The 16,960-nt window shown below is 69.1% G+C and carries 17 protein-coding genes; 9 read left to right on the forward strand and 8 right to left on the reverse strand.

Features of this window, described 5'->3' with window-relative positions:
* The first annotated feature begins 124 nt into the window (after positions 1-124).
* Genes sdhC through FB390_RS00835 form a run of 4 tightly spaced genes read left to right on the forward strand, consistent with a single transcriptional unit; the run spans position 125 to position 3,516 of the window.
* Complete coding sequence (gene sdhC / locus FB390_RS00820; RefSeq protein WP_141807227.1) at positions 125-523, forward strand: succinate dehydrogenase, cytochrome b556 subunit; 399 nt, start codon at positions 125-127, stop codon at positions 521-523.
* Positions 524-528: 5 nt separating this feature from the next.
* Positions 529-960, forward strand: a complete 432-nt coding sequence (locus tag FB390_RS00825) for a succinate dehydrogenase hydrophobic membrane anchor subunit (protein WP_141807228.1) — start codon at positions 529-531, stop codon at positions 958-960.
* Between the two features lie 13 nt (positions 961-973).
* Positions 974-2,743, forward strand: coding sequence for a succinate dehydrogenase flavoprotein subunit (gene sdhA / locus FB390_RS00830; protein ID WP_141807229.1), 1,770 nt, complete (start codon positions 974-976; stop codon positions 2,741-2,743).
* Positions 2,743-3,516 (forward strand): succinate dehydrogenase iron-sulfur subunit, encoded by a 774-nt coding sequence (locus FB390_RS00835; RefSeq protein ID WP_067787816.1) that lies wholly within the window; start codon positions 2,743-2,745, stop codon positions 3,514-3,516. Before sdhA ends, FB390_RS00835 begins: the two co-directional genes overlap by 1 nt.
* A gap of 120 nt (positions 3,517-3,636) precedes the next feature.
* Here FB390_RS00835 and FB390_RS00840 read toward each other — a convergent pair whose 3' ends face one another.
* Entirely contained in the window at positions 3,637-4,320 is a 684-nt protein-coding gene (locus tag FB390_RS00840; protein ID WP_141807230.1) for a JAB domain-containing protein, read from the reverse strand.
* A gap of 109 nt (positions 4,321-4,429) precedes the next feature.
* Here FB390_RS00840 and FB390_RS00845 point away from each other — a divergent pair, with 109 nt between their 5' ends.
* Positions 4,430-5,974 carry an alpha/beta hydrolase gene (locus tag FB390_RS00845; protein ID WP_141807231.1) on the forward strand — a complete coding sequence of 515 codons (1,545 nt, stop codon included), beginning with the start codon at positions 4,430-4,432 and terminating at the stop codon, positions 5,972-5,974.
* 76 nt (positions 5,975-6,050) lie between these two features.
* On the forward strand, positions 6,051-7,574 hold the full coding sequence (locus tag FB390_RS00850; RefSeq protein WP_246123797.1) for an alpha/beta hydrolase: 1,524 nt from the start codon (positions 6,051-6,053) through the stop codon (positions 7,572-7,574).
* 73 nt (positions 7,575-7,647) lie between these two features.
* On the opposite strand, the gene FB390_RS00855 is transcribed toward FB390_RS00850, so the two are convergent.
* The gene (locus FB390_RS00855; RefSeq protein ID WP_141807232.1) at positions 7,648-7,854 is read right to left on the reverse strand and encodes a type II toxin-antitoxin system VapB family antitoxin; all 207 of its coding nucleotides are present in this window, start codon (positions 7,852-7,854) and stop codon (positions 7,648-7,650) included.
* Positions 7,855-7,974: 120 nt separating this feature from the next.
* Here FB390_RS00855 and FB390_RS00860 point away from each other — a divergent pair, with 120 nt between their 5' ends.
* Positions 7,975-8,592: a DUF4396 domain-containing protein gene (locus FB390_RS00860; RefSeq protein WP_141807233.1), complete on the forward strand. Its 618-nt coding sequence runs from the start codon at positions 7,975-7,977 to the stop codon at positions 8,590-8,592.
* A gap of 127 nt (positions 8,593-8,719) precedes the next feature.
* Complete coding sequence (locus tag FB390_RS00865) at positions 8,720-9,631, forward strand: phenylalanine 4-monooxygenase (RefSeq protein WP_141807234.1); 912 nt, start codon at positions 8,720-8,722, stop codon at positions 9,629-9,631.
* A 5-nt stretch (positions 9,632-9,636) separates the two neighbouring features.
* Here FB390_RS00865 and FB390_RS00870 read toward each other — a convergent pair whose 3' ends face one another.
* Positions 9,637-10,248 carry a TetR family transcriptional regulator gene (locus FB390_RS00870; RefSeq protein ID WP_141807235.1) on the reverse strand — a complete coding sequence of 204 codons (612 nt, stop codon included), beginning with the start codon at positions 10,246-10,248 and terminating at the stop codon, positions 9,637-9,639.
* The gene (locus tag FB390_RS00875; RefSeq protein ID WP_281292293.1) at positions 10,238-11,767 is read right to left on the reverse strand and encodes an MFS transporter; all 1,530 of its coding nucleotides are present in this window, start codon (positions 11,765-11,767) and stop codon (positions 10,238-10,240) included. The genes FB390_RS00870 and FB390_RS00875 overlap by 11 nt, the downstream gene beginning before the upstream one ends.
* Positions 11,768-11,968: 201 nt before the next feature.
* On the opposite strand from FB390_RS00875, the gene FB390_RS00880 reads away from it, so the two are divergent.
* Positions 11,969-13,264 carry a D-alanyl-D-alanine carboxypeptidase family protein gene (locus FB390_RS00880; RefSeq protein ID WP_141807236.1) on the forward strand — a complete coding sequence of 432 codons (1,296 nt, stop codon included), beginning with the start codon at positions 11,969-11,971 and terminating at the stop codon, positions 13,262-13,264.
* Between the two features lie 237 nt (positions 13,265-13,501).
* Here FB390_RS00880 and FB390_RS34570 read toward each other — a convergent pair whose 3' ends face one another.
* The 4 genes from FB390_RS34570 to FB390_RS00895 all read right to left on the reverse strand — a co-directional run bounded on the left by FB390_RS34570 (position 13,502) and on the right by FB390_RS00895 (position 16,926).
* Entirely contained in the window at positions 13,502-13,627 is a 126-nt protein-coding gene (locus FB390_RS34570; RefSeq protein ID WP_281292294.1) for a hypothetical protein, read from the reverse strand.
* A gap of 164 nt (positions 13,628-13,791) precedes the next feature.
* Positions 13,792-14,814, reverse strand: a complete 1,023-nt coding sequence (gene yhjD, locus FB390_RS00885; RefSeq protein ID WP_185756903.1) for an inner membrane protein YhjD — start codon at positions 14,812-14,814, stop codon at positions 13,792-13,794.
* Positions 14,815-14,927: 113 nt separating this feature from the next.
* On the reverse strand, positions 14,928-15,959 hold the full coding sequence (gene trpS, locus FB390_RS00890; protein WP_141807237.1) for a tryptophan--tRNA ligase: 1,032 nt from the start codon (positions 15,957-15,959) through the stop codon (positions 14,928-14,930).
* A complete protein-coding gene (locus tag FB390_RS00895) occupies positions 15,922-16,926 on the reverse strand; it encodes an oxygenase MpaB family protein (RefSeq protein ID WP_141807238.1) in 1,005 nt (334 codons plus the stop codon). The genes trpS and FB390_RS00895 overlap by 38 nt, the downstream gene beginning before the upstream one ends.
* Between the last annotated feature and the right edge of the window lie 34 nt (positions 16,927-16,960).

Below are 16,960 nucleotides of genomic sequence, written 5' to 3' on the forward strand. Positions count from 1 at the left end.
CACGGAGCACCGTGCTCCAGCACACTTGGAGCACAGCGCAGCAACCTGGGTATTCGCCCCCTTCACGCGGCCGGCCCGGGACCTGAGACCGGGTCCATCAACGACGTTGGAGGCACCGCACTCTATGACCACGATCGAAGCTCCGGCCCAGCCGAAGCGGAAGACGCTGTACCGAGGCGACCCCGGAATGTGGTCCTGGGCGCTGCACCGGATCACCGGTGTCACCATCTTCTTCTTCCTCTTCGTGCACGTCTTGGATACCGCCCTGGTCCGCGTCAGCCCGGAGACCTACGACGGGGCGATCGAGACCTACAAGACCCCGCTCGTCGCGCTGATGGAGATGGGCCTCGTGGTCTGCGTGCTGTTCCACGCGCTCAACGGCGTCCGCGTGATCCTCGTCGACTTCTGGTCCCAGGGCCCGCGCTACCAGCGCCAGATGCTCTGGATCGTGCTCGCGATCTGGATCCTGGTCTCGGCCGCCGGTGTCGGCCGCCAGTTCTTCTACCTGTTGACGGAGCACTGATAGCCATGAGCGCACCTGTTCTCGGTAAGTCTTACGACCGCCCGGCCAGCCTGGATCTGCCCCGCTCGCCGCGCGCCCGCTCCAGCAACAACTTCGAGAAGTACGCGTGGCTGTTCATGCGCTTCTCCGGCCTGCTGCTGATGGTCCTGGTGCTGGGCCACATGTTCATCATGCTGATGATCGACGGCGGCGTGCAGCGACTGAACTTCGCCTTCGTCGCGGGCCGCTGGGCCTCCCCGTTCTGGCAGATCTGGGACCTCACCATGCTGTGGCTGGCCCAGCTGCACGGCGGCAACGGTCTGCGCACCGTGATCGACGACTACTCCCGCAAGGATTCGACGCGGTTCTGGCTCAAGACCCTGCTGGTGATCTCGATGATCCTGGTCACGGGCGTCGGTACCTACGTCATCTTCACCTTCGACCCCAACATCAGTTAGGAACAGGCCCTCGATGAGTGAATCGCGACCGATTCAGGAACACCGCTACGACGTCGTCATCGTCGGTGCCGGTGGCGCGGGCATGCGCGCGGCGATCGAGGCCGGTCCCCGGGTCCGCACCGCCGTGCTGACCAAGCTGTACCCGACCCGTAGCCACACCGGCGCGGCCCAGGGCGGCATGTGCGCCGCGCTGGCCAACGTCGAAGAGGACAACTGGGAGTGGCACACCTTCGACACCGTCAAGGGTGGTGACTACCTGGTCGACCAGGACGCCGCGGAGATCATGGCCAAGGAGGCCATCGACGCGGTGATGGACCTCGAGAAGATGGGTCTGCCGTTCAACCGGACCCCCGAGGGCAAGATCGACCAGCGCCGCTTCGGCGGCCACACCCGCGATCACGGCAAGGCCCCGGTCCGCCGCGCGTGCTACGCCGCCGACCGCACCGGCCACATGATCCTGCAGACGCTGTACCAGAACTGCGTCAAGCACGACGTGGAGTTCTTCAACGAGTTCTACGTGCTCGACCTGGTGCTCACCGAGACCGACCGCGGTCCGGTCGCCACCGGTGTGGTCGCCTACGAGCTGGCCACCGGCGAGCTGCACGTCTTCCACGCCAAGTCGATCGTGTTCGCCACCGGCGGCTCGGGCCGGATGTACAAGACCACCTCGAACGCGCACACGCTGACCGGCGACGGCATGGCGATCGTGTTCCGCAAGGGCCTGCCGCTGGAGGACATGGAGTTCCACCAGTTCCACCCGACAGGCCTGGCCGGTCTCGGCATCCTGATCTCGGAAGCGGTCCGCGGCGAGGGCGGCATCCTGCGCAATGCCTCCGGCGAGCGGTTCATGGAGCGCTACGCCCCCACCATCAAGGACCTCGCGCCGCGCGACATCGTCGCCCGCTCGATGGTGCTCGAGGTGCTCGAAGGCCGCGGCGCGGGTCCGAACAAGGACTACGTGCTCATCGACGTGACCCACCTCGGCGAGGACGTGCTCGAGGAGAAGCTGCCCGACATCACCGAGTTCTCCCGCACCTACCTGGGTGTGGACCCGGTGAAGGAGCCGGTGCCGGTCATGCCGACCTGTCACTACGTGATGGGCGGTATCCCGACCCGGATCCGCGGCGAGGTGCTGCGCAACAACACCGACATCGTGCCGGGCCTCTACGCGGCGGGCGAGTGCGCGTGCGTCTCGGTGCACGGCTCCAACCGCCTCGGCACCAACTCGCTGCTCGACATCAACGTGTTCGGCCGCCGCGCGGGCATCGCCGCCGCGGAGTACGCCCAGCGCACGGAGTTCGTCGACATGCCGGAGAAGCCGGCGCAGATGGTCACCGACTGGCTGGCCATGCTGCTGTCGGAGCACGGTGACGAGCGGGTCGCCGACATCCGCACCGAGCTGCAGTACACGATGGACATGAACGCCGCCGTGTTCCGCACCGAGGACACCCTCAAGCAGGCCCTCACCGACATCCACGCGCTCAAGGAGCGGTACGCGCGGATCTCCGTGCAGGACAAGGGCAAGCGGTACAACAGCGACCTGCTGGAGGCCGTCGAGCTCGGCTTTCTGCTCGAGCTGGCCGAGGTCACCGTCGTCGGCGCGCTGAACAGGAAGGAATCGCGCGGCGGCCACGCACGCGAGGACTACCCGGACCGCGACGACGTGAACTTCATGCGGCACACGATGGCCTACAAGGAGAGCCCCGAGCTCATCTCCGACATCCGCCTCGACTTCAAGCCGGTGGTGCAGACCCGTTACGAGCCGATGGAGCGTAAGTACTGATGACTGCTGTTGCCGAAGCCCCCTCTTCGCAGAAGCCCGCTCCGGTCCCCGACGGCTCGGTGATGATCACCGTCAAGGTGGCCAGGTTCAACCCGGAGGACGACAAGGGCGCGCACTGGGAGTCCTTCCAGGTGCCGGTCCTGCCGACCGACCGCTTCCTGAACGTGCTCATCTACATCAAGTCCTACCTGGACGGCACGCTCACCTTCCGCCGCTCGTGCGCGCACGGCGTCTGCGGTTCGGACGCGATGCGGATCAACGGCGTGAACCGGCTCGCCTGCAAGGTGCTGATGAAGGACATGCTGCCCAAGGGCGGCAAGTCGCTCACCGTCACCGTCGAGCCGATCCGCGGCCTGCCCGTGGAGAAGGACCTCGTCGTCGACATGGAGCCGTTCTTCGACGCGTTCCGCGCGGTGAAGCCCTACCTGATCACCACGGGTAACGAGCCCACCCGCGAGCGCATCCAGAGCCAGGCCGACCGCGCCCGGTTCGACGACACCACCAAGTGCATCCTGTGCGCCTGCTGCACCACCTCCTGCCCCGTGTACTGGAGCGACGGCAGCTACTTCGGCCCGGCCGCGATCGTGAACGCCCACCGCTTCATCTTCGACAGCCGTGACGAAGGCGCCCGCGAACGCCTCGACATCCTCAACGACGTCGAAGGCGTGTGGCGCTGCCGCACCACCTTCAACTGCACCGACGCCTGCCCCCGCGGCATCGAGGTCACCAAGGCCATCCAGGAAGTCAAGCGAGCCCTCCTCTTCACCCGCTGACCTCCGGATCCCCCGGCCGAACGACAAAGGCCGCCACCATCCCAAAGATGGTGGCGGCCTTCGCCGTTCCTGGCGGCGCAGAGTCCGCCTCGGCGAGTGACAGCCGCTCGGGCCTGTCGCTCATTCGCGGCCGAGGGGCAGTGGGGTCGCGCAGGACCAATGTTCGCCCGCGAGGACCACGTGGTCGAGGAAGCGGAGGCCTACGGTGCGGGCGGCTTCGATGAGGGCGGTGGTGGTACGGCGGTCGTCGAGGCTGGGGGTGGCGGTGCCGGAGGGGTGGTTGTGGACGAGGGCGAAGGCGCGGCCGTCGTGGCGCAGCACGGTGTTGAGGATCTCGCGGATCGGGACGGCGACCCGATCGACCGCGCCTTCGGCGACGAACACCTTCTGCCGCAAGCGGTTCTGGGTGTCGCAGACCAGCACGAGGACCCGTTCCACGCGGACACCGTCGAACAGCGGGCGGGCGATGCGGACGACGTCGAAGGCGCTCTCCAACTGTGGCGCGGCCTCGGGTTCGGCGCGCGCCCTGCTGCCGAGCTGGAAGGCGGCGATGATCGCGGCGGCCTTGGCCACCCCGACCCCCGCTCTGCGGAACAGTTCCTCGGGCCGGGCCGCGGCCAGACCCGGGATGCCGCCGTATTCGGCAAGGAGCTCGGCGGCCAATTCCAGCGCGCTCTCGCCCCGGCGACCCTGACCGAGCAGCAGGGCGAGCAACTCGCTGTCGCTGAGCGCGTGCGGGCCGAGCGCGAGCAGTCGCTCGCGCGGGCGTTGGCCGAAGGGCAGGTTGGCGATCGGTACCGACATCACAGTCCCCCTCGAATGCGTTGGAGAGTTCGGATTGTGCCAGCGGCCACCGACAGGTCGGGTGGGCGCGCGGATCGGGCAGAATGAGGGAACGAACCGAGGGGGGCGAATGTCCGGTTGGCGCGAGAACTCCAAGAATTCGGCGGCCCACGGCCGCAAAGGCGCGGCGCGGGCCGTGCGCGCACTGAGCGCGACCGCGCTGCTGACGCTCGCGGCCTGCGGCGGCTCCGGCACCGCGGCGAGCCCGGACCTCGGCAGGTACTACGACCAGCGCGTCGAATGGGGTTCCTGCGCGGACTTCCCGCTCGGCGCCGAGCTGACCGCGGGCGGCCTCGAGTGCGCACGGGTGACCGTCCCGCTCGACTACGCCGAGCCGAGCGGCGCCACGGCCTCGATCGCCATCTCCCGCCTGCCTGCCCGCGGCGAGCGGGTCGCCTCCCTGCTCACCAACCCGGGCGGCCCCGGTTCACCCGGACTGGTGATGCCGCTGATGTTCGCGAAAAGCGACGTGGCGCAACGCTTCGACGTGATCGGCATCGACGTGCGCGGCCTCGGCGCCTCCACTCCGAAGGTGGTCTGCCTGACGCCGGAGGAGTACCGAGCGGAGCGCAACGAACTCGACGTCGACTATTCGGCCGAGGGCATCGCGCAGACCGAGCGCGAACACCGCGACTACGTCGAGAAATGCGTGCGGCGCACGGGAACCGACGTGCTGGCCAACGTCGGAACCCGCGACGTGGCACGGGATTTCGACGTGATCAGATCGGCGCTCGGCGACGAGAAGCTGACCTACTACGGCGGCTCCTACGGCACCCGCCTCGGCTCCACCTTCGCCGAGATGTTCCCCGAGCGCGTCCGCGCCATGGTCTTGGACGGCGGCGTCGACCCCGCCACCGACATGGTCGACACGGTGGTCTTCTCGCGCGGCTTCCAGCAGGCCTTCGACGCCTACGCCGCCGACTGCGCGAAGGCGCCGGACTGCCCGCTCGGCACCGACCCGGCCCGCGCCACCGCGGCCTTCCACGCCCTCGTCCTCCCGCTGATCGACCGACCGGCTGCCACCGCCGACCCGCGCGGCCTCGGCTACCGCGACGCGCTCAGCGCGGTGGCCAATTCGCTGTACAACCCGGCGGGCTGGCCCGGGATCACCACGGGTCTGCAAGAGCTGGCCGGCGGCCGCGGTGACGCCCTGCTGGCGTTCGCGGACGTCATGGCGAGCCCGAGCATCGTCGAGCGGGATTTGCAGCAGGCGGTGTTCTGCCTCGAGGAGAAGCGCCTGACCGATCGCACCGAGGCCGCCGCACTGGACCGCCGAACCCGCGCCGCCGCACCGATATTCGACGACGGACGCGCCACCGGCCAAGCCCCGCTCGGCGTCTGCGCGTTCTGGCCGGTGCCGACGAATGCCCAGCCGCACGTCCCCTCGGTACCGAACCTGCCGAAGGTCGTGGTCGTCTCCGTCACCGGTGATCCGGCCACCCCGCACGAGGGCGGGAAGAACCTGGCTCGCGCGCTCGGCGCGTCCCTGATCACCTACGAGGGCGTGCAGCACGGCGCCGTCAACCAGGGTGTGGCCTGCGTCGACGAGCCGGTGTTGCGCTACCTGGTCGATCTCACCCCACCGCCCGAAGGACTGGTCTGCCGGTCGGCCTGAGCGGGTCCCAGCAGGCGCGACAACCGCCGGTTCGGGCACACTGTTCGGCGAACCGGTATCCGGGGGAAGGCGAATAGTGCGAAGGCGCAGGACAATTCAGAGAGCGGCGCGGTCGTGGTTTCCGCGCGCGGCGCTGGCGGCGCTGCTGCTCACCACGGCGGCGTGCGCGGACGACGAACCGCTCGCCGCACCGGCTCCGACCCTGGAACCTTTCCTCCGCCAGACCCTCACCTGGGAGTCCTGCGAGAACTATCCCGGCGGCGCGGGGCTTTCCGCCGAGGGCATCGAATGCGCGCGGGTGATGGTTCCGCTGGACTACGCCGATCCCATGGGCGAGACCGCCCGTATCGCCATCTCCCGGCTGCGGGCGCGCGGCGAACGCGTCGCCGCGATACTCACCAACCCGGGCGGCCCGGGCGGACCCGGCCTGGACATGCCGAAGATGCTGGCGAAAACGCCGCTGGCCGAACGCTTCGACGTGATCGGCATGGATGTGCGCGGCCTCGGCGCCTCGACGCCGCTGGTGCGCTGCCCGTCCGCGGAGGAGACGCGGACGGAGCAGTTGCTCCTCGGGGTCGGCCATACCCGCGGCGAGGTCGACCAACTGGAAGAGGAGGTGGAAGACTTCGCCGTCTCGTGCGCGGAGGGTTCGGGCCCGAAGCTGCTTTCCCATGTCGGGACCGTCGATGTGGCAAGGGATCTCGATGTGATCAGGACGGTGCTCGGCGAGCAGAAACTGACGTACTTCGGTGGTTCCTACGGCACCCGCCTCGGTTCCACCTTCGCCGAGATGTTCCCGGACCGGGTCCGGGCGATGGTGCTGGACGGTCCCCTCGATCCGGCGGCCGACATGAGTGATCCGGTGGCCGACGCCGCCGCGTTCCAGCGGGCCTTCGAGGCCTACGCGGCGGACTGCGCGACGGCACCCGACTGTCCGCTCGGCACCGACCCACGGCAGGCCACCGAGGTCTACCGGAAGCTGACTCTGCCGCTGATCCGCCACCCCGCGGCCACCACGGATCAGCGCGGAGTGGACTTCTTCGACGCGGTCGACGGGGTGGTCGCCTCGATGTACAGTCCGAAACTCTGGCCGGACCTCACCGCAGCCCTCGCCGAGCTGAGCCGGGGCCGTGGCGACGCGCTCCAGGCGATCACCACCGGCCATTCCGATTCGGTCGGGCTGGGCGTGCACTTGGCGGTGAAGTGCCTCGAGGAGGTCAGAGTGACCGACCGGGCACAAGTAACCCAGCAGGAACGCCGAATCCGCGAGGTCGCGCCCATTTTCGACAGCGGACTGCCCATCACCGAGTCGCCCTTGGGCGTCTGTGCGTTCTGGCCGGTGCCGCCGAATTGGCAGCCGCATCCGCCGGTGATCACGGGCCTGCCGACAGTGGTCGTCGTGGCGGCCACCGGCGATCCTGCGACGCCGTACGAGCGCGGCGTGCGGCTGGCCGAGGCCCTCGACGCACGACTGATCACCTACGCGGCCACGCAGCATGGCGTCGCGTTCAAGGGCGTGCCCTGCGTGGACGAGCCGGTCATGAAATACCTGATCGAACTCGTTCCACCACCGGACACCCGCTGCGCACAACAGCGATAGGCGGCGGGTGGGGCCTGCGCCTTCTGTCCGGCCATGCGTGGGACAGTCGCCGGACTTTTCCGGCCGCGCCCGTCTAACCTTCGACCACGGTGACGGCCTCCGGCGCGGGTAGCGCGCAGAGCACGCCCGAGGCCAGTTTCTCGAGGTGATGGAGTTGCCGCTCGTGCACCACGATTCGGCGCAACGCCTCGTTGACGGTGGCGTTGCTGTTGGACGTCCCCATGATCGCGGCGGCGGCGGCCAACAGCTTCTGGTCGAGATCGATCCGCACGGTGTGCATGCGTCCTCCTTCGTACTTTCGCCATCTTGCGCCATCACCCCCGCTCATGTCCGGCAAATCGCGTACACGCGCCGCGATACCGGGCTTGACTAGGTACCGTACGGGGGTATAGTTCGTGCCATGGAACACGGTCACGGAACCCACGGGGCACATCACGCGCACGCCGGGCACGCAGGGCATTCCGAACCGACCGCGCACGAAGGCCACACGGCCGGTCGGCACGAGAACCCGCACGCCGCGCACCAAGCCCACACCGCCGCGCCGGACCACTCCGCACACGCCGGGCATCATCCGGCGGCCACCTGGAAAATGGCCGCGACCGCGACGCTGCACTGCCTCACCGGCTGCGCCATCGGCGAGGTGCTCGGCCTGGTCATCGGCACCGCGCTGGGCTGGAGCACGTTGCCGACGATGGTGCTCGCCATCGCGCTCGCCTTCGTCTTCGGCTACGCGCTGACCATCCGCGGCGTGATGAAGGCGGGCGTCGCGTTCGGCGCCGCCTTGTCCGTCGCCTTCGCCGCCGACACCCTCTCGATCACCGTCATGGAGATCACCGACAACGCGGTGCTGCTCGCGGTGCCGGGCGCCATGCACGCCGGACTCACCGACGTCCTGTTCTGGGGTTCGCTCTCCTTCGCCTTCGCCGTCGCCTTCGTGGTCACCACACCGGTGAACAAGTGGCTGATCGGCCGCGGCAAGGGCCACGCGGTGGTGCACGCTTATCACGGCGGTCACTGAATCGCCACTGTCACCGTTTCCATGCACCAGACCGGTAATCGACGGAAACGGCCCGGCCAGCTAGGCAGTGTGTACAGCTGGCCGGGCTTTCGTTGTCGGAACGGTCAGGCGGTGCTTGCATCGAGGTATGTTCACCGAGGCTCAGCTGTACTCGCCGGTCACCCGCAGTGGCGACGGCGACGTGACGGTGCATTTGAGCGATGAGCACCCGGGCGTGCACGACCCCGAGTACCGAGCGCGCCGCAATGCCATCGCCGCTCTCGCGCTGGCCTACACGCCGGGCGAACCCGTACCCGAGATCGACTACACCGAGGAAGAACAACAGGTCTGGCGGATCGTCTCCGCCGAACTGGCCCGCAAACACCGCACCTACGCGTGCGCGGAGGTCCTGGCCGCCGCGGCTCGGCTGGATCTACCCGACGACCACATCCCGCAACTCGACGAGGTGACGGCGGCGCTCGCCCCGCTCACCGGCTTCCGCTACGTCCCCGCCGCCGGACTGGTGCCGCTGCGCGAGTTCTTCGGCTCCTTCGCGGACCGGGTGTTCCACTCGACGCAGTACATCCGGCATCACTCCGCCCCGCTCTACACGCCCGAGCCGGACGCGATCCACGAGATCATCGGGCACGCCAACCAGATCGCCAGCCCCCGCTTCGCCGCGATCTACGAAACCGTCGGCGCGGCGGTCGCCAGGCTGACCACCGAGACGGCCCTGAAATTCCTCGCCGATGTGTTCTGGTTCTCGATGGAGTTCGGTGTCGTCCGCGAGCACGGCGAAATCCGCTGCTACGGCGCGGGCCTGCTGTCCTCCTACGGCGAGCTGGACGAGTTCCGGCGGGCCGAGCTGCGGCCGCTCGACGTGGTCGCCATGGGAACCGCCGTCTACGACATCACCCACTACCAGCCGATTCTCTACTGCGCCGAGTCGGTTTCGGAGATCGAGGACGTGATCGGCGGCTTCTTCGCCGAGATGGACGACGACACTCCCCTGCGCGCCTTGCGCGATCAGAAGCGACCGTCGGTGGCCGAGGCGAGCTGACGCGGTCAGCCGACGGAAGGGTTCAGCGGCAGACCGGCGTCGAGGAAGTCCATCGCGCGCCCGAGGTTGTCCGCGTTCACCGGCGCGCGCAGCGAGATGGCGAGGCCCGCTCCGGCGACCGCACCGGCCGCCACGCGGACCTCGAAGTCGTCCGCGGGGCGGCCGAGGTATTCGGCGAACAGCTCGGCGATCATATCGATGCCGCGCTCGAGCTCGATACCGATGGCCGCGCGCAGTTCCGGCACGTGGTAGAGCAGGGCTTGGCGCTCCTGCTCGAAGGCCAGTTCCTCGGGCGTCAAGGTGGCGAACGCGGTGTCCATCGCTTGGCGGAAGGCCAGAATCGGGGAAAGCCCGCGCGGCTGGCGACGGATCTCCTCGATCAGCACCGGATCCAGGTCGTCGGCGATGACCAACTGCTCCTTGGTCGGGAAGTAGCGGAAGAAGGTGCTCGGCGAGACGTCGGCCGCCGCGGCGATCTGCTCGATCGTGGTCTCCCCGTAGCCCTGCTCGCGGAACAGCCGGAACGCCTCGGTGCGAATCGTCCGGCGGGTCCGCTCCTTCTTCCGCTCACGCAATCCCGGCGCCGCGACACCCTCACCCGTTGACTCAACCGACATGCGTCGATTCTGACTCATCGAGCGCCGTCGCGGCGGCAGGTGCGTCGACCGGCTCCGGCGCGCGGCGCGGCAGCACCCACAGCGCCAGCGGCACCGACACCGCGCAGAGGGCGGCGCAGACCCACAGCATCAGGCTCATCCCGCCGACGAAAGCCGACTGGACCTGCGCCAGCGCGTCCGCGCTCCCGCTCGCCTTCGCCGCGGCCGCCCCGCCGCTCACACCGTCGTCGTAGGGCGCGACGTTCAGCGCACCGAGTTCGGCGCGGTACCGGGTGACGAGCACGGTGCCGAGCAACGCGACGCCGATGGTGCCCGCCGCCTGCCGCAGCGCCTGCATCAGCGCGGACCCGACGCCGCCGCGCGCGACGTCCAGATCGTCGATGGCGACCGACATCGCGACCGGCATGCTCATGCCCATGCCGATGCCGACCAGCGTGATCCAACACGCGGTGAACCAGTAGGCGCTGGCCACGTCGGTCAGCGCGCCCCAGCCCAGGCCGATGCCGAGCAGCACCAGTCCCGCCGTGACCGCCGTCCGCGCACCGGCTTTGGGCAGCAACCGGTCCCCCAGCCGCGCGCCGACCACCACGCCGCCGATCATCGGAAGCAGCCGCAGTCCGCTGCCGAGCGCGTCGGCGCCGAGCACCTCCTGGTAGTACTGCGGCACGGTGAAGAACATGCCGAACATCGCGAAGGTGATCAGCACGGCGAACGCCGAGCCCCAGCGGAAACCCTTGGCGCGGAACAATTCCAGGTCGATCAGCGCGTGCCGGTGGCGCCGCTGCCACAGCAGGAACGCCGCTGTCGCGGTCGCGCCGCAGGCGAGCAGGACCCAGGCCACCGCGTCGCCCCAGCTCTCTTCGCCGAAGCGAATGAAACCATAGGTGACACCGAGCATCCCGAGCATCGACAGCACGACCCCGGCAAGATCGATCGGACGCCGTTCCGGATTACGCGATTCCGGCACCAGCGCCGTCACCGCCGCCGCGGCGATCAGCACCATCGGCACGTTGATCAGAAAGACCGAACCCCACCAGAAATTGTCGACCAGCCAGCCGCCGAGCACCGGACCCAGCGGCAGACCGAGCGAGGTCGCGGTGACCCAGATCGACATGGCGCGGGCCCGTTCCCGCTGCTCGGGGAACAGCACCGGAAGCACCGCCATGGACAGCGGCGTCATGGCCGCCGCGGCGATGCCGAGCACCACCCGCGCCGCGATCAGCTGCCCCGAGGTCTCCGCGAAGGCGCAGGCGAGCGAGGCGAGACCGAACAAGACCAGCGCCGCGAGCAGGATCTTCTTGCGCCCGTAGCGGTCACCGAGCGCTCCCGCGGGGAGCATGAACGCCGCGAGCGCCAGCGTGTAGGCCGAGCTGAACCATTGCAGCGCACTGGTATTCGCGTTCAGGTCGACGGCAAGGGTGGGCAGCGCGACGGTCAGGACGGTCATATCGAGGCCGATGGTCAGCATGGCGAGGGCCAGCGCGCCGAGCGCGAGCCACCGTCGGGTATCCGCGTTCACGATTCCTCCAGAAATGGAAGTTACTACCTTTTGATAGTAGCTATCATTTTATGAAGGCTGTCAATACCGACGGTCGACCACGCGCGGTCTATTGACGGACTTCGTCCGACTGCGCCCGTTAGGCGTACCTCCGCATTCGCTCCGGCCATGCGCGGTCTATTGACGGACTTCGTCCGGCGGCGCCCGTTAGGCTCGCTCCCGATGAGAATCCCGCACCCCCGCCACCGCGCCGCGCGCTGTCTCGCCGGTGCGCTCGCCGCCGCCACCCTTCTCGGCGGCGCTTTCGCCGCACCGGCTTTCGCGGCGCCGACGACCACCACGACAGCGCCGTTCACCACCCCGAACACGGACAACTGCCCGCAGAAGACCAAGCCGCCCGCGCCGATCGACGCGTCCGAGGTGCCCGCGCCGGGCCAGCCGACGCCCGGCCCGCTGGCGGTTCCCGTGCCTCCGGTGGGCGGGACGAGGATGGGCGAGTGCGGCGTTGTGCTGCCGAAGGGTGCGCCGCCACCGCCGAAGGACATCTCCGCGACCGCGTGGATGGTGTCGGATCTGGACACCGGCGAGGTGCTCGCGGCCAAGGACCCGCACGGGCGCTACCGGCCCGCCAGCACGATCAAGGTGCTGCTCGCCACCGTCGCGCTGCGCACGCTGCAACTGGACACGGTGGTCACCGGAACGCAGGCGGACGCGGACGTCGACGGCACCCGCGTCGGCATCGGCCCCGGCGGTCGCTACACCAACCGCCAGCTCATGCAGGCGCTGATCATGGCCTCGGGCAACGACGCCGCGCACGCGATCGCGGCCCAGCTCGGCGGTGACGACGCCGCCGTGGCGAAGATGAACGAGCTGGCGAAGTCGTTGTACGCCTTCGATACTCGCGCGGCGACGCCGTCCGGGCTGGACGGTCCCGGCATGAGCACGTCGGCCTACGACCTGTCGCTGCTGTTCCGCGAGGCGATGACGATCCCGCTGTTCGCCGAGTTCATCCGCACCGAGCAGATCGATTTCCCCGGTTACCCCAAGAATCCGAAGATCCCGGACGACATTGACCACCCGGGGTTCGCCGTCGGCAACGACAATCACCTGCTGTTCAACTACGAGGGCGCGCTCGGCGGCAAGACCGGCTTCACCGACGACGCGCGGCAGACCTTCGTCGCGGCCGCGCAGCGCGACGGGCGCAGGCTGGCCGTGACTCTGTTGCAAGCCGAGGTGCGCCCGCTGCGGCCGTGGGAGCAGGCGGCCCGGCTGCTCGACTACGGTTTCGCGCTGCCCGCGGGCACCCAGGTGGGCATGCTGCCGAACCACAACGCGACGGACGCGAAATCGACTGCGGCCCTTGCGGCTCCGCCGGGACCGGAGGGCGGCGACGTGCTCGCCAGCCCGCCGCACGAGCGCGACCACGCGAGCGTCCGCACGCTGCTGATGGTCGGCGGCATCGTGCTGATCCTGTTCCTGCTGCTCAAGGCGCGGCGCGTCAGCCGCCAACGGCGCTGAGCGGATGCGGTTCTCCGGCCCGAGTACGGTGAGCGAGGTTCTGCGCTCCGGGTATAGGGCACCGGCTTCAGCGCCGCCTGCGCGAGGGCGGCCCAGCCGCCGCGTATCAGCGCGCCGAGTTCACTGCCGCCCTGCGCAGGCTAACCAGCCAGCGAGCAGCCAGGGCGCCCGCGCGGAGTTCAGCGCCGCCTGCGCAGGGTAGCCAGCCCGCCAGCAGCCAGCGCGCCCACGCCGAATTCAGCACCGCCTGCGCAGCGCAGCCAGCCCGCCAGCGGCCAGCGCGCCCACGCCGAATTCAGCACCACCTGCGCAGCGCAGCCAGCCCGCCAGCGGCCAGCGCGCCCACGCCGAATTCAGCACCACCTGCGCAGCGCAGCCAGCCCGCCAGCAGCCAACGCTCCCGCGCCGAATTCAGCACCACCTGCGCAGCGCAACCAGCCCGCCAGCAGCCAACGCTCCCGCGCCGAATTCAGCACCACCTGCGCAGCGCAACCAGCCCGCCAGCAGCCAACGCTCCCGCGCGGAGTTCAGCGCCGCCTGCGCAGGGTGGCCAGCCCGAGGGCGGCCAGCGCGCCCGCGCCGAAGTATGCCGCGCCGCTGCCGAGCGGTCGGCCATTGTCGATCACGCGCGGCTGGATGACGGCCGGTGCGGGCGCGGCGACCTCGGCCTCGGGCTCGTTCTCCGAGGCGGTCGCGGCCCACGCGGTCGCGAACAGGATGATGCGGTAGGTGATGTAGCTGAACACCATCAGACCGATGATCGAACCGAAGGCCGCCCCGGCCGGACTGCGCAGCACGATCTGCAGGTAGATCGAGGCGACGATCTTGAAGATCTCGAAGGCGATCGCGGCGATCAGCGCGGCTTTCGCGGCGCTGGCGACCGTGACGGGCTCGCGAGGCAACCTGGCGATGATCCATGCGAACACCGCCCAGCTCGCCAGCAGCGCGAACAGGATCGACAGCAGCGTCAACAGCACGCGGGCGCCGGGCAGGTCGGCGAGGCCGTAGCGTTCGAGCAGCTGAGCGCCGAGATCGCTCGAGGCCAGCGCCGAAAGACCGAGCGACGCCACGAAAGCCAGGCCGAGGCCGATCAGCGCGCCGAGATCGGAGATCTTGGTGCGAATCCAGTTGCCTTCCTCGTGCTTCTGTTCCCACTGCTCGGTGAGCGCGGCGCGCAGGTTCGCCATCCAGCCGAGCCCTGCGTAGAGGCCGGCGAGCAGCCCGAGGACGCCGACCGTGCCGCGAGATCGGACCGCCTGGTCGATGAGAGCGTTGAGCTGGGTGCCCAGCTCGCCGGGAATGGTTTCGACGATCTTGTCCTGAAGCTCCTGGAACAGCTCCTGATTGCCCGCGAGCACGAAGCCCGCGACCGCGAACGCCACCATCAGCAACGGAAACAGCGACAGCACAGTGAAATACGTGATCCCGGCCGCGTAGTAGTCGCCGCGTTGGCGCTGGTAGCGGCCACCGGCCCGGATCAGATGGTCCAGCCAGGGCCGCGCCTGCACGCGGCGTTCGATCCCGGCCTTGATGTTGTCGATCGCCTGCACCTGCTCGCCCCTTCGACGCCTCCTGACGAACCCGGCCCGTGCGCGGCCCATCGACTCCCCGCGCACGGCCGGAGCGAAGGCGGAGGTACGCCCTCGCAAGCGTCGTACCCGGGCTAGCGGGCCAGGAAACCCACCCGGTCGTAGACCTGTGCGAGAGTGTTGCCTGCGATCTCACGCGCCTGCTCCGCGCCGGCGGCGAGGATACGGTCGAGTTCGCCTTGATCCGCCAGATACTCTTCCACTTTGGCGCGCAAGGGCGTGACAAATTCCACCAGCGCGTCGGCGACGTCGGATTTCAGGTCGCCGTAGCCCTTGCCCTCGAAATCCTTCTCCAGCGTCACGATCGGCGTTCCGGTCAGCGAGCTGAGGATCACCAGGAGATTGCTGACACCCGGCTTCGCCTCCGTGTCGTAACGGATCTCGCGCTCGGTGTCGGTGACCGCCGAACGGACCTTCTTCGCGGTGATCTTCGGATCGTCGAGCAGGTTGATCAGGCCCGCGTCGGTGGCGGCCGACTTGCTCATCTTGGCGGTCGGGTCCTGCAGGTCGTAGATCTTGGCGGTGCCCTTGACGATGTGCGCCTCCGGCACCACGAAGGTCTTCTTGTAGCGGGTGTTGAAGCGCTGCGCCAGGTTTCGGGTCAGCTCTAGGTGCTGGCGCTGATCCTCGCCGACCGGCACCTGGTGCGGGCGGTAGAGCAGGATGTCGGCGGCCATCAGCACCGGGTAGGTGAACAGGCCGACGGTCGCGTTCTCCGCGCCCTGGCGGACCGACTTGTCCTTGAACTGCGTCATCCTGCTCGCCTCACCGAAACCGGTGATGCAGCTCAGGACCCAGGCCAGCTCGGCGTGCTCGGGCACCTGGCTCTGCACGAACAGCGTCGACCTCTTGGGGTCGATACCGATCGCCAGCAGCTGCGCGGCGGCGGCCCGGGTCCGCGCCCGCAACTGCTTCGGGTCGTGCGCGACGGTGATGGCGTGCATGTCCGGGATGAAGTACAGCGCGTCGTAGTCGTCCTGCAAGGTCACCCAGTACTGCAGCGCCCCAAGGTAGTTGCCCAGGTGGAACGAGGAGCTGGTCGGCTGGATCCCGGACAGCACACGCTGTTTACGCTCGGCGGCCGGGGCTGATGCGGGACTCGACATGCCTCCGATCTTCCCATGCGGGTCCAGTGGAATTTCGGGCCGCCCAGTTGCGCGGGTCGACGCCGGGCATGCTCGGCCGCCCGGTCCGCGCCAGTGCGCGCTCCCGCTCGGAGACCAGCCGGTAGACCGGTCCGCTCGGACCGGCGAGCGTGCCGCGCAGCAGCCTCGGGGCCAGTGGCGGCGCGAAATGCGCCGTGCGAACGCCGCGTGCCAGCGCGCGGAAGGCGAGTTCGTCGGCCATCCCCCAGCGCATGCCGTACATCGCCCGAACACGCGGCGGCAGACTGCCCTGCACCAGGAGGAAGAACGCGGATGTGACCTGGTGCAACGGCGCGCGCTGCGGATACGGCACGCGCTGACCGGCCAGGTAGGAGCCGACCAACCGGGCCTCCTCGGTGAGGAACAGCTCCTCGGAGGCGAGGTAGCCGTCGAAGTAGTCGCGGAATGCCGGGTAGTCGGCGGGCGCGGCCGAGCGCGGCATGCCGAACAGTTCGGCCCAGCGCACGTAGTCCTGGTACAGCCCCTCCCGCTCGCCGTCGGTCAGCTTGCGGACCAGCAGGTCGTACATCACCTCGGCGGAATCGAAGGTGAACGCCATGGTCATGAACATCAGGTGCGGATCGAGGGCCGAGTACGGGGCGCCCGCCGGATGGTGCGGCCCGGCGTCCTCCGGCAGCTCGCCGACGACCTTGGCGTGTTTCTTCGTGGTGAAAGCCAGCGCCCGATCCGCCTCCTCCTTGGTGCCGAGGAAGACGGCCTCGAACAGCTTCCCGGTGAGCGCCAGCCGGGTGTAGGGCGTGCTGCGGTGCTCGGTGTTCTCGGCGGTCCCGACGTAGAGCCGAGGGTGCACGGCGCCGATCACCAGCGCGCGCTGACCGTAGGTGAGGCCGACCGCGCGCTTGCTCATGACGCGCCGCGCCATGGAGTTGTCGGCGAAGTATCCCGGCGTGGACGAGCGTGCGGACATCGTTGTCTCCTCGGCGAAAGACCCGGCCTGTGCC

It is taken from the genome of Nocardia bhagyanarayanae (genome assembly GCF_006716565.1).
GTDB classification, from domain to species: Bacteria; Actinomycetota; Actinomycetes; order Mycobacteriales; family Mycobacteriaceae; genus Nocardia; species Nocardia bhagyanarayanae.